A 12,230-nucleotide genomic window follows, 5' to 3' on the forward strand; every position below is an offset into this window, starting at 1 on the left:
ATGGACACCGACGACGTCTGGCGCATGATCGACTCCGAGCGGGCGGGCCTCGCCGACCTGCTCGACGAGCTCTCCCCGGCCGAGTGGGAGACGCCCTCGCTGTGCGCAGGCTGGCGGGTCCGCGACGTCGCCGCGCACCTCACGCTGGCGCAGATGGGGCCGTGGCCCGCGACGGTCGCCGCCGTCCGCGCGGGGGGCAACTTCAACCGGATCATCCGCGACACCGCGCTCCGCCTGGGACCACTGCCCGACGCGGAGTACGGCCGCCGGATCCGCGCCATGGTCGGCTCCCGGCGGCGGGCGCCGTTCGTCTCCCCCGTCGAGCCGCTCACCGACGTCCTGGTGCACGGCCAGGACATCGCGCTGCCCCTCGGGCGCACCCGGCCGGTCCCGCCGGCCGCCGCGGCCGTGTCGGCGCGGCGCGCCTGGGCGATGAGCTTCCCGTTCGGCGTGCGGAAGCGGCTGGCCGGCCTGCGGCTGCGGGCCACCGACAGCGACCTCGTGCTGGGCGAGGGCGCCTCGGTCGAGGGCACGACCGGGGACCTGCTGCTGCTGGTCACGGGGCGCACCGCGACGGTGCACCGGCTCTCCGGGGAGGGCCTGCAGAGACTGCCGGCGGCGCAGGGCCGCCGGGAGGAGCCGAGGAGGGCGACATGACCCTGGGTGTGATCACGGACGTGTCCGCACCGGTCGAGACCTACGACGCGGTTCACGCGGCGATGCTCGCGCGGATGGACCCGGCGACCGAGGGCCTGCTGGTGCACGTGGCCCGCGCGACCGCGGACGGCTTCCAGGTGATCGACGTGTGGGAGTCGCGCGAGGCCTACGAGCGCGGGATCCGGGAGGTGGTCGGGCCGGTGTCCGCGGAGGTCCTGGGCGGCCGGGAGCTCCCGCCTCCGACCGTGACCGAGTTCGAGGTCCGCGGCCTGGTGCTCCCGCGGACCGGCGTCGCCGTCTGAGGGGGGCCGGCGCCGGCCCCGCGGGGCCGGCGCCGGGCGGGTCAGTTCAAGGCACGGGTGCCGGGCGGCAGGACGCCGCCGCCGACCATGTCGACGACCGCGTCCTGCAGCGCCGTGAGCGCCACGCGCTGGGTGAACGGGCCGGTGGAGACCCGGGCGACGCCGAGCTCCTGCATCTCGCGGGCCGGCAGCGCGGCGCCGGGCGGGCTGATCAGCGTCAGCTTGTTGCGGCCGAGGCCCTCGACCACCTGCGCGATCTCGTCGCGGTCGACCAGGCGCGGCACGAAGACCACCGGCGCGCCGGCCTCGAGGAACGCCTTCCCGCGGCGGATCGCCTCGGCCACCAGCTCGCCGCGGTCGGCCCCCTGGGCCGCCCGCACGAACACGTCGGTGCGGGCGTTGAGCACGAAGTCGATGCCGGCGTCGCGCCCGGCCCGGACCACGGCCTCGACGGCGGCCACGGCGTCGTCGAGCGGCTTCATCTGGTCCTCGAGGTTGCCCCCGACGACGCCCTTCTCGATGGCTCGCCGCGCGGTCTCGCCGGCGTCGCCGTAGCCGGCCTCCATGTCCATGCTCACCGGCAGGTCGACGGCGGCGGTGATCCGGCCGACCATGTCCAGGTGGAGGTCGAGCGGGATGTTCTCGCCGTCCTCGTAGCCGAAGGTCGCGGCGATCCCGTGGCTGGCGGTGGCGAGGGCGCGCACCCCCTCGGTGGCGGCGACCACCTGCGCGGAGACGACGTCCCACACGTTGGTGAGGACCAGGATCTCCGGGGCGGTGTGCAGGTCGAGGAGGGTGCGGGCGCGGGTCGCGAGGTCGGTCACGGGTCCCGAACCTACGGGCGCGTCAACGGTCGCGCAGCGCCCGCAGGGCCGCCTTGCGGGCGTCCCCGGTGAGCCGGTCGAGGAACACCTTCCCGTCGAGGTGGTCGACCTCGTGCTGCAGGCAGCGCGCCATGAGGCCCGAGCCGGACAGCCGCAGCGGCTCACCGTGCACGTCGAACCCCTCGACGACGGCGTGCATCGCCCGCACCGTGGGCGCCCAGATGCCGGGGATCGACAGGCAGCCCTCGTCGCCGTCCTGGGTCTCCTCCGACAGCTCGACGACCCGCGGGTTGACCAGGTGGCCGATCTCGCCGTCGACGTTGTAGCTGAACACCCGCGCGCTCACGCCGATCTGCGGCGCGGCCAGCCCGGCGCGGCCGGGGTGGTCGACGGTCTGCTCGAGGTCGCGGACCAGGGCGGCCAGTTCCCGGTCGAAGGCCCGCACCTCGTCGGCGGGGGTGCGGAGCACGGGGTCACCGAGCTCGCGGATGGGGCGGATCGTCACCCGGGCAGTCTCCCAGCCGCCCGCGGGCGCCCGACCAGCACCATCTCGTCGCGGTGCACCACCTCGCGGCGGTACTCCGGGTCGAGGTCGGGCGTGCGCCGGCCGAGCAGGCCGGGCAGCTCGCGGGCGTCGTAGGCGACCAGCCCGCGGGCGACGACGGCGCCGTCGGGGCCGACCAGCTCCACCGGGTCGTCGGCGAGGAAGTCGCCGTCCACCCCGGTGATCCCGGCGGCCAGCAGCGACGCCGACCGCTCGCGCACCGCGCGCACCGCGCCGTCGTCGAGCACCAGGCGCCCGCGGGGGCGGCTGGCGTAGCGCAGCCAGAACTGGCGGCCCGACGGGCGGCGGCCCGAGGGCTCGAACAGCGTGCCCACCCGCTCCCCCGCCAGCGCGGCGGCGGCCTGCGGCGTGGAGGTGACGACGACGGGCACGCCGGCGCCCGACGCGATGAACGCGGCCTCCACCTTGGTCGCCATGCCGCCGGTGCCCACGCCGTTGCGGCGGGCGGTGCCGAGGGTGACCGCGGCGAGGTCGGCCGGGCCGGTCACCCGGTCGACCAGCTGTGCGGGGCCGGTGCGCGGGTCGCCGTCGTAGACGCCGTCGACGTCGGAGAGCAGCACCAGCGCGTCCGCGGCGGCCACGTGCGCGACGAGCGCGGCGAGGCGGTCGTTGTCGCCGAAGCGGATCTCCTCCGTGGCGACCGTGTCGTTCTCGTTGACGATCGGCAGCGCGCCGAGGGTGAGCAGCCGCTCGAGCGTCTGGCGGGCGTTGCGGTAGTGGCCGCGCCGGGTGAGGTCGTCGGCGGTCAGCAGCACCTGGCCGACGGTGATGCCGTGCCGGTCGAAGGCGTCGGCGTAGGTCTGCACCAGCCGCAGCTGCCCGACGCTGGCCGCCGCCTGGGCGGTCGCGAGGTCGCGCGGGCGGCCCTCCACGCCGAGCGGCGCGAGGCCCGCGGCGATCGCGCCGGAGGACACGAGCACGACCTCGCGGCCCTGCGCTCGCACGGCGGCGAGGACGTCGACCAGCGCGGTCAGCCGGGCCGGGTCGAGCCCGCCGGGCAGCGTGGTGAGCGAGGAGGAGCCGACCTTGACGACGACCCGGCCCGCCCCGGCGATCCCCGGGCGGGCGGTCACGCGTCGTCCTCGCCGGTCGGGTCGTCGGCGGGCAGCTCCTCGCCGGGCAGCTCCTCGTCGGTCCAGGTGTCGGTGACCTCGTAGGGCACCCGGCGGGCCTTCTTGGCCGCCAGCCGCTCGGCGGCGCGCACGCGGTGCGGCGCGTCGATCCGGCTGTCGGTGCCGCGCCCGCCGAGGCCGGCGGTCTCCTCCGCGAGCGGGGTGCCGGCGGGCAGCTCGGGATCGAAGTCGAAGGCGACGTCGCCGACGACGACCGTGTCACCCTCCCGCGCGCCGAGCTTCGTGAGCCGCTCCTCCACGCCGAGCCGGTTGAGCCGGTCGGCGAGGTAGCCCACGGCCTCGTCGTTGGTGAAGTCGGTCTGGCGCACCCAGCGCTCGGGCTTGGCGCCGCGGACGACGAAGGTCGTCTCGTCGTCGGGGTCGCGCTCGACGGTGAAGCCGGAGTCGTCGACGGCGCGCGGCGTGATCGTCACCCGCGCGGGCTCCGGCGCCGGCAGCGCGGCCCGGTACTCCTCGACGGCGGCGGCCAAGGCGTAGCCGAGCGCGTCGAGGCCCTCACCCGTCGCGGCGCTGACCGGGAAGACCCGCAGCCCGCGCGCCTCCAGCGCCGGGCGCACCAGGTCGACCAGCTCCCGCCCGTCGGGGACGTCGATCTTGTTGAGGACGGCGACCCGCAGCCGGCCGACGAGGTCCAGCTCGTCGCCGCCGTACTCCGCGAGCTCCTGGGTGAGCGCGTCGATGTCGGTCTCGGGGTCGCGGCCGGGCTCGAGGGTGGCCATGTCGACCACGTGCACCAGCACCGCGCAGCGCTCGACGTGCCGGAGGAACTGCAGGCCGAGGCCCTTGCCGGTGGCCGCGCCGGGGATCAGCCCGGGGACGTCGGCCATCGTGAAGACGGTGTCGCCCGCCCGCACGACGCCGAGGTTGGGCACCAGCGTGGTGAACGGGTAGTCGGCGATCTTCGGCCGCGCCGCGGACATGGCGGCGATCAGCGAGGACTTGCCGGCCGAGGGGAAGCCGACCAGCCCGACGTCGGCGACGCTCTTGAGCTCCAGCACGGCGTCGAAGGCCTCGCCCGGCTCGCCGAGCAGGGCGAAGCCCGGCGCCTTGCGGCGGGGGTTGGCCAGCGCCGCGTTGCCCAGGCCGCCCTTGCCGCCCTGCGCCAGCACGACGCGGGTGCCGGCGCCCACCAGGTCGGCGACCACCTCGCCGCCGACGCTGACCACGGTGCCCTCGGGGACGCGCAACACGCGCTCCTCGCCGTTGGCGCCGTGCCGGTGGCTGCCGGCGCCGGGGCGGCCGTTGCCGGCCTTCTGGTGCGGGCGGTGGTGGAAGTCCAGGAGGGTGTGGACGTTGGGGTCCACCTCCAGGACGACGTCGCCGCCGTTGCCCCCGTTGCCCCCGTCGGGGCCGCCGAGGGGCTTGTACTTCTCGCGGTGCACGGACGCGACGCCGTGACCCCCGTTGCCCGCGGCGACGTGCACGATCACGCGGTCGACGAACGCGGCCATCTCTGCTCTACCTGCTCACTGCCTGCTCAACGCCGACGAGCGCACGGGCCGGCCGGCCCGTGCGCTCGTGGCGGTACGGAGATCTGGTCCCGAGCCTGCGGCTCAGGCGTCGACCGTCGTGATCGAGACGGTCTTGCGGCCACGGCTGGTGCCGAAGGTGACCGCGCCCGGGGTCAGGGCGAACAGCGTGTCGTCGCCGCCACGGCCGACGCCGAGACCCGGGTGGAAGTGGGTGCCACGCTGGCGCACGATGATCTCGCCGGCCTTGACGACCTGGCCGCCGAAGCGCTTCACGCCGAGGCGCTGGGCGTTCGAGTCGCGGCCGTTGCGGGAGGACGAGGCGCCCTTCTTGTGTGCCATGTCGTCGTCAGCCCTTCGTGATGTCGCGGACGACCACGTCGGTCAGCGGCTGACGGTGGCCCTGACGCTTGTGGTAGCCCGTCTTGTTCTTGAACTTGTGGATGCGGATCTTCGGGCCCTTGCCGTGCCCGACGATCTCGCCGGTCACGGTCACGCCGGCCAGCGCCTGCGCGTCGCTGGTGACGGTGTCGCCGTCGACCAGGAGCAGGGCCGGGAGGGTGACGGAGTCGCCCGCCTCACCCGCGAGACGGTTGACCGTGAACCGGTCGCCCACGGCCACCTTGTGCTGCCGGCCACCGGCCTTCACGACTGCGTACACCACTGAACTCCTCGATCGCTGCTGTCTGTCCCGCGATGCGTCCTGGGCGCACCCCGGCGCGGGCACCGGGTGCTGGACGGGCCGCACCGCCTCCTCGGCCCCGGGAGGGAGCCCGGTCCGGGGCGGTGCAACCCGACCAGCGTACCCGAGCGCCCGGGACCGGGTCGAACGCGGCCTCGGGCGCCCGGAGGTCAGCTGGCGGGCGGGCCCGCCGGGCGGCTGGCGGCCCGGCGCCGACGCGGGCGGGCGGGCGGGACGGCCGCGTCCTCGGCGCCTGCGGCGTCGCCCGTGCCGTTCCCCGCGACGCCGTCGGCGGGCACCGGCTCGTCGTCCCCGGGACCGGCGTCGTCCGGACCGGTGCCCGGGGGCACGTCCTCGTCCGCCGCCGCGGCGGCCTCGGTCTCGGACTCGGCCGGCTCCGGCTCGGTCACCTCGGCCCCCGGGACCTCGGCGCCGAACTGCACCGTGACGTCGACCTCGGCCGGCCCGGCGACCGCGTCGGCCGCGGGCAGCTCCGGGGTGGTCTCGTCGGGGACGGTGACCTCGGTGGCGACGTCGGCGGGCGTCGGGTCCTGGGCCGGGGCGTCCTCGACGGGGGCGTCCTCGGCCGGCGGGACGTCCTGGGCGGCGTCGGCGGCGGTGTCCTCGACGGCGGTGTCCTCGACGGGGGCGTCCTCGGCCGGCGGGACGTCCTGAGCGGGGTCGGCGGCGGTGTCCTCGGACGCCGTGTCGCCCCCGGCGGCCGCGGCGAGCACGGCGGCGTCCTCGGCGGCGCGCTCCTCACCGGACTGGCCGCGGTTGCGGCGTCCCCGGTTGCGGCGGCCGCCCGAGCGCTGCCCCTCCCCCGAGCCGTTGCCGGCGCCGGACCCGTCGCCGGAGCCGTCGGCGTCCGTCGCGGCCTGCTCGGCCGAGGCGGTCTCGGCGCGCTCGGCGTCCCTGCGCTCGGTCTCCTTGCGCTCGGCGTCCTTGCGCTGGTCACCGCGCTGGTCCCGCCGGCCGTTGCCGCCGTTGCCCCCGCCGGAGCCGCCGGAGCCGCCGGAGCCGGAGCCCGAGCCGCCGCGGCGCTTGTCGTCGACCGGGTCGGTGTGCACGAGCACCCCGCGGCCGCGGCAGTGCTCGCACGGCTCGGAGAACACCTCGAGCAGGCCCTGGCCGACCCGCTTGCGGGTCATCTGGACCAGGCCCAGCGAGGTCACCTCGGCCACCTGGTGCTTGGTGCGGTCGCGGCCCAGGCACTCGGTGAGCCGGCGCAGCACCAGGTCGCGGTTGCTCTCGAGCACCATGTCGATGAAGTCGATGACGATGATGCCGCCGATGTCGCGCAGCCGGAGCTGGCGGACGATCTCCTCGGCCGCCTCCATGTTGTTGCGCGTGACGGTCTGCTCGAGGTTGCCGCCGGAGCCGGTGAACTTGCCGGTGTTGACGTCGACGACGGTCATCGCCTCGGTGCGGTCGATGACCAGCGAGCCGCCCGAGGGCAGCCACACCTTGCGGTCGAGCGCCTTGGCCAGCTGCTCGTCGACGCGCAGGTCGCGGAAGACGTCGCCCTCGCCGGTGTGCCGGGTCAGCCGCCCGGTCAGCTCCGGGGAGACGTGCGCGACGTAGGCCTCGACGGTGTCCCACGCGTCGTCGCCCTGGACGACGAGCTCGCTGAAGTCCTCGTTGAAGACGTCGCGGATCACCCGGATGGCGAGGTCGGGCTCGCCGTAGAGCAGCGACGGGGCGTTGCTCGTCGACTGCGACTTCTGCTGGATGACCTCCCACTGCGCCTGCAGCCGGGCGACGTCGCGGGTGAGCTCCTCCTCCGAGGCGCCCTCCGCGGCGGTCCGGATGATCACGCCGGCGTCCTCGGGGACGATCTTCTTGAGGATGTCCTTGAGCCGCTGCCGCTCGGTGTCGGGCAGCTTGCGGCTGATCCCGGTCATCGACCCGCCGGGCACGTAGACGAGGAACCGGCCGGGCAGGTTGACCTGCTGGGTGAGCCGGGCGCCCTTGTGGCCGATCGGGTCCTTGGTGACCTGCACCAGCACCTTGTCGCCGGACTTGAGCGCCTGCTCGATGGAGCGCTGCTTGCCGGTCAGGCCGGCGGCGTCCCAGTTGACCTCACCGGCGTAGAGGACGGCGTTGCGCCCCTTGCCGATGTCGACGAACGCCGCCTCCATGCTGGGCAGCACGTTCTGCACCCGGCCGAGGTAGACGTTGCCGGCGAAGGACGTCGCCTGCGCCTGGGTGACGTAGTGCTCCACGAGCACGCCGTCCTCGAGGACGGCGATCTGGGTGCGCTCACCGCGCTGGCGGATGACCATGCGGCGCTCCACCGCCTCGCGGCGGGCGAGGAACTCGGCCTCGGTGAGGATCGGCGCGCGGCGGCGCCCGCTGTCGCGGCCCTCCCGGCGGCGCTGGCGCTTGGCCTCCAGCCGGGTGGAGCCGGTGACCCCGCGGACGTCGTCGTCGCTGGTGGCGCGGCCGTTGCGGCCGGCGCGCTCGGGACGGTCGTCGTCGTCCTCGGCCGCCGCCTCGCCCGCGGGCTCCCCGCCACGGCGGCGGCGACGGCGGCGGCGCCGGGTGCTCGAGCCGCCCTCGGCCTCGTCGCCCTCGGCGTCCTCGCCGGTGTCGGCGTCGTCGTCGGTGTCCTCGGTGTCCTCGTCGGCGGCACGCTCGCCGCTGCGCTCGCCGCTGCGGTCGGCGTCCTCGTCGGCGTCGTCGCGGTCGGCCTCGTCGGCGGCGTCCTCACCGCTGCGGCCCCGGCCGCGGCCCCGGCGGCCCCGGCGACGGCGGCGGCTGCTCCCGCCGGCCTCCTCGCGGTCGCCGTCCTCGGCGTCGTCGCGGTCGACCTCGTCGTCGGCGTCGTCGTCCCGCCCGGTGTCCCGGCCGGTGTCGGCGGTGTCCTCGAGCGGGGTCTCCTCGGCGGGCGCCTCGGCGTCCGCGGCGGCGCGGCGGCGGGAGCGGCCGCGGCGGGAGCGCGGCGCGGGCACGTCCTCGTCGTCCGCGGAGGCCGCGGGGACGTCGTCGAGGCCCTCGAGCTCCTCGACGTCGGGCGACTCGGGCAGCGGCCGGCGGCTGCGGCGGCGCGGGGCGGGCGCGACCTCGGGCTCGAGCGGGGCCACGAAGCTGACGAAGGCCGGCCGCGGCGGGGCCGCCGGCAGGGGTGCGGCCTCGACGCTGCCGGGGTCGGCGGCGCCGGCGGGGCGGGTGGCCCGGCGGCGGGGCCGGGCGATGACGGCGGTGGGCTCCGGGGAGCTGAACTGGGCGCCGAAGCGGGGGCCGGCCGGCTCCTCGTCCTCGGCCTCCTCGGCGGGGTTCCCGGCGGGCACCTCCTCGGCGGGTGCCTCGTCGGTGGGGCCCTCCTCGGCGGCCTCGAGCTCCGGGTCGGGCAGCGGCTCGCCGCCGCTCTCGCCGGTCGCCGCCTCCCCGGTGAGGACCTCCGCGGCCGCGGCGTCGCCGGGCGGGAGGTCGGGGGTGCCGCTGCCGGCTCCTCCGGGCGTGGTGGTGGTGTCGTCGTCCTGGTCGGCCACGAGGGCTCGCCTCCTGTGTGGTGCTCCCGGGCGCCGGTCCCCGGCGGGGACAGGCGGCCGCGCAGGAGCACGGGTTGGGCGGGCCGGGCGGCCGCACGGGGTACGGCGGGCTCGCCCGGCCTGCGAAGTCTGTGGGTCGGTCCCGGGTCGGCGGTCGCCGTGGCCGGGGCCGGACTGCAGGTGGTGCGGACTGCAGGTGGTGCGGTGGTCTGGGTGGTGCGGTGGTGCCGGTGGTCTCGGGTGGTACCGGTCGGGGTGCGGCACGTCTGGCAGCCGTGTCGCGCGACGGCGGGTGGCTCCCGGGCTGCTCCGGTCAGACCGCGGCGTGCTCCCCCTGGCAGCGGGTGCGCGCCTCTCGGTCGGGACCGAGCGGATCGGCCACGGTCCCGCTGCCGTCGAGCCGGCCCTGCGCCTCACGCACGGCCCGTGGGGGCGACGGCGGGCGCAGGTCGGCGACGGCAGCCAGAGCGGCCACCACGTCGTCGGGTCGAACGGCGGGCGTCACCTGCCGGACGACCACGTGCAGTATGGCACGTCCTGCCGCACCGCCCACGGACGCCGACGCCACGGGGCCGCGCGCATCGACGTCGCGCAGGCCGTTCTTGGTGCGCTTGGCCACGGTCACCTCGTCGCGGGCGAGGAACTCCGCCACCACTGCCGACAGGTGCTCGGGCTCGATACCGGGCAGCTCGATGCTCCACCGCGCGGCGTCGATCCGGTCGGCCAGCGACCCGCCGCCCTCGGCCGCCTCGACGCACTCGAGGACGTCGATGCCCGGCGGCAGCGAGGCGTCCAGCGCCGCGCGGACCTCCTCCGGGTCGCGCCGCTCGGCCAGGCCGATCTCCAGGTACTCGGCCTCGCTGGCCGCGCCGGTGGGTGCCGCCCCGACGTAGCTGATCTTCGGGTGCGGGGTGAACCCGGCCGAGTAGGCCATCGGCACCCGCGACCGGCGCAGCGCCCGCTCGAGCGCGCGGGCGAGGTCGCGGTGGGAGGCGAAGCGCAGCGGGCCGCGCTTGGCGTAGCGCAGCCGCAGCTTCTGGACCGTGGGCGGTGGAGGCGGGCCCTCCGGCGAGCGGGCCACCCGTCAGCGCCCGACGACGGTGAGCGGCAGCAGGCTGCGCCCGGTGGGGCCGATCTGGATCTCGGTGCCCATGGTCGGGCACACGCCGCAGTCGTAGCAGGGGGTCCACCGGCAGTCGGCGACCTCCTCCTCCGAGAGGGCCTCCTGCCAGTCGTCCCAGAGCCACTCCTTGTCCAGCCCCGAGTCCAGGTGGTCCCAGGGCAGGACCTCGTGCTGGGTGCGCTCGCGGGTGGTGAACCAGTCGAGGTCGACGCCGAACGCGGCGAGCTCCTCGGCCGCGGCGGCCGTCCACCGCTCGTAGGAGAAGTGCTCGCTCCAGCCGTCGAAGCGGCCGCCCTCGCGCCACACCCGCTCGATGACCCGGCCGACGCGGCGGTCGCCGCGGGAGAGCAGTCCCTCGATCACGCCGGGCTTGCCGTCGTGGTAGCGCAGGCCGATGGAGCGGCCGATGCGGCGGTCGGCGTTGATGGCCTGCCGCAGTACCCGCAGCCGGTGGTCGATCGTCTCGGCGCTGGCCTGCCCGGCCCACTGGAACGGGGTGTGCGGCTTGGGCACGAACCCGCCGATCGAGACGGTGCAGCGGATGTCCCTGCGCCCGCTGGCCTCGCGGCCGGCGCGGATGACCTCGACGGCGAGCTCGGCGATCTCGAGCACGTCCTCGTCGGTCTCCGTGGGGAGGCCGCACATGAAGTACAGCTTCACCTGCGTCCAGCCGTTGGCGTAGGCGGTGGTGACCGTGCGGACCAGGTCCTCCTTGGACACGGTCTTGTTGATCACCCGGCGGATCCGCTCGCTGCCGCCCTCGGGGGCGAAGGTGAGCCCGGACCGGCGGCCGTTGCGGGACAGCTCGTTGGCGAGGGTGACGTTGAAGGCGTCGACGCGGGTGGAGGGCAGCGACAGGCCGGTGTTGGTGCCCTCGTAGCGGTCGGCGAGCTCCTTGGCGACCTGGGCGATCTCGGAGTGGTCGGCGCTCGACAGCGAGAGCAGCCCGACCTCCTCGTACCCGGTGGCGCGCAGCCCCTGGTCGACCATCGAGCCGATGCCGGTGATCGTCCGCTCGCGGACCGGGCGGGTGATCATCCCGGCCTGGCAGAACCGGCAGCCGCGGGTGCAGCCCCGGAAGATCTCGACGCTCATCCGCTCGTGCACGCTCTCGGCCAGCGGCACCAGCGGCGTCTTGGGGTAGGGCCACTCGTCGAGGTCCATGACGGTGCGCTTGCCGACCCGGGCGGGCACGTCGTCGCGGGTGCGGGTCACCGCGGCGATCGCGCCGTCGGGCCCGTAGGAGACGGCGTAGAAGCGCGGCACGTACACGCCGTCGACGCGGGCCAGGCGCGCGAGGAGCTCCTCGCGGCCGCCGGGGCGGCCCTGCTCCTTCCACGCCGCCACCACGTCGGTGACGTCGCCGACGACCTGCTCACCGTCGCCGAGGACGGCGCAGTCGACGAAGTCGGCGACGGGCTCGGGGTTGAACGCGGCGTGCCCGCCGGCGACGACGACGGGGTGGGTCTCGTCGCGGTCGACCGCGTGCAGCGGGACGCCGGCGAGGTCGAGCGCCTCGAGGAGGTTGGTGTAGCCGAGCTCGGTGGCGAAGCTGACGCCCAGGACGTCGAAGTCGCGCACCGGGCGGTGCGCGTCGACGGTGAACTGGCCGACGCCGTGCTCGCGCATGAGGGCGGCGAGGTCGGGCCAGACGGCGTAGGTGCGCTCGGCCAGCGCATCCGGGCGCTCGTTGAGCACCTCGTAGAGGATCATGAGCCCCTGGTTGGGCAGCCCCACCTCGTAGGCGTCGGGGTACATCAGCGCCCAGTGCACGGCGACGTCGTCCCAGGCCTTGACCTGGGCGTTCAGCTCACCGCCCACGTACTGGATGGGCTTCTGCACCTGGGCCAGCAGGGGCTCGAGACGGGGGTAGAGGCTCTCTCCGCTCATGACCGGTCCAGGGTAGACGCCGTCCGGCCCGGCTCCGACCGCCTCCGCCGGGAGGCGCCGATGCGTGATCGCCTCTACACTGACGGTGACC

General features: G+C 75.8%; 11 protein-coding genes. 2 read left to right on the top strand and 9 right to left on the bottom strand.

Annotated elements, in window-relative coordinates; translation table 11 throughout:
* Together WA616_RS07630 and WA616_RS07635 are read left to right on the top strand one after the other, a co-directional pair.
* Complete coding sequence (locus WA616_RS07630) at positions 1–657, top strand: maleylpyruvate isomerase family mycothiol-dependent enzyme (RefSeq protein ID WP_336028698.1); 657 nt, start codon at positions 1–3, stop codon at positions 655–657.
* The gene (locus WA616_RS07635; protein ID WP_336028699.1) at positions 654–959 is read left to right on the top strand and encodes a hypothetical protein; all 306 of its coding nucleotides are present in this window, start codon (positions 654–656) and stop codon (positions 957–959) included. Before WA616_RS07630 ends, WA616_RS07635 begins: the two co-directional genes overlap by 4 nt.
* Before the next feature lie 41 nt (positions 960–1,000).
* Here the strand turns inward: WA616_RS07635 and WA616_RS07640 are convergent, their stop codons facing one another.
* The 9 genes from WA616_RS07640 to WA616_RS07680 form a co-directional block, all read right to left on the bottom strand.
* Complete coding sequence (locus WA616_RS07640) at positions 1,001–1,783, bottom strand: isocitrate lyase/PEP mutase family protein (protein ID WP_336028701.1); 783 nt, start codon at positions 1,781–1,783, stop codon at positions 1,001–1,003.
* Between the two features lie 22 nt (positions 1,784–1,805).
* Positions 1,806–2,288, bottom strand: a complete 483-nt coding sequence (gene def, locus WA616_RS07645; RefSeq protein ID WP_073419151.1) for a peptide deformylase — start codon at positions 2,286–2,288, stop codon at positions 1,806–1,808.
* Positions 2,285–3,421 (bottom strand): glutamate 5-kinase, encoded by a 1,137-nt coding sequence (gene proB / locus WA616_RS07650; RefSeq protein WP_336028703.1) that lies wholly within the window; start codon positions 3,419–3,421, stop codon positions 2,285–2,287. Before proB ends, def begins: the two co-directional genes overlap by 4 nt.
* On the bottom strand, positions 3,418–4,932 hold the full coding sequence (gene obgE, locus WA616_RS07655; protein ID WP_336028705.1) for a GTPase ObgE: 1,515 nt from the start codon (positions 4,930–4,932) through the stop codon (positions 3,418–3,420). The genes proB and obgE overlap by 4 nt, the downstream gene beginning before the upstream one ends.
* A 102-nt stretch (positions 4,933–5,034) precedes the next feature.
* Positions 5,035–5,292, bottom strand: a complete 258-nt coding sequence (gene rpmA / locus WA616_RS07660) for a 50S ribosomal protein L27 (protein ID WP_073419148.1) — start codon at positions 5,290–5,292, stop codon at positions 5,035–5,037.
* A gap of 7 nt (positions 5,293–5,299) precedes the next feature.
* Entirely contained in the window at positions 5,300–5,611 is a 312-nt protein-coding gene (rplU, locus tag WA616_RS07665) for a 50S ribosomal protein L21 (protein ID WP_073419147.1), read from the bottom strand.
* Positions 5,612–5,802: 191 nt separating this feature from the next.
* Positions 5,803–9,126, bottom strand: coding sequence for an Rne/Rng family ribonuclease (locus WA616_RS07670; protein ID WP_336028707.1), 3,324 nt, complete (start codon positions 9,124–9,126; stop codon positions 5,803–5,805).
* Between the two features lie 313 nt (positions 9,127–9,439).
* Entirely contained in the window at positions 9,440–10,207 is a 768-nt protein-coding gene (locus WA616_RS07675) for a TIGR03936 family radical SAM-associated protein (RefSeq protein ID WP_073419145.1), read from the bottom strand.
* A gap of 3 nt (positions 10,208–10,210) precedes the next feature.
* The gene (locus tag WA616_RS07680) at positions 10,211–12,139 is read right to left on the bottom strand and encodes a TIGR03960 family B12-binding radical SAM protein (protein WP_336028708.1); all 1,929 of its coding nucleotides are present in this window, start codon (positions 12,137–12,139) and stop codon (positions 10,211–10,213) included.
* Positions 12,140–12,230: the final 91 nt, after the last annotated feature.

The sequence above is a fragment of the Geodermatophilus sp. FMUSA9-8 genome (genome assembly GCF_037034165.1).
GTDB classification, from domain to species: Bacteria; Actinomycetota; Actinomycetes; order Mycobacteriales; family Geodermatophilaceae; genus Geodermatophilus; species Geodermatophilus nigrescens.

Coding starts and splice junctions, on each gene's coding strand:
- WA616_RS07630 (WP_336028698.1), top strand. CDS start 1: ATGGACACCGACGACGTCTGGCGCATGATCGACTCCGAGCGGGCGGGC.
- WA616_RS07635 (WP_336028699.1), top strand. CDS start 654: ATGACCCTGGGTGTGATCACGGACGTGTCCGCACCGGTCGAGACCTAC.
- obgE (WP_336028705.1), bottom strand. CDS start 4,932: ATGGCCGCGTTCGTCGACCGCGTGATCGTGCACGTCGCCGCGGGCAAC.
- rpmA (WP_073419148.1), bottom strand. CDS start 5,292: ATGGCACACAAGAAGGGCGCCTCGTCCTCCCGCAACGGCCGCGACTCG.
- WA616_RS07680 (WP_336028708.1), bottom strand. CDS start 12,139: ATGAGCGGAGAGAGCCTCTACCCCCGTCTCGAGCCCCTGCTGGCCCAG.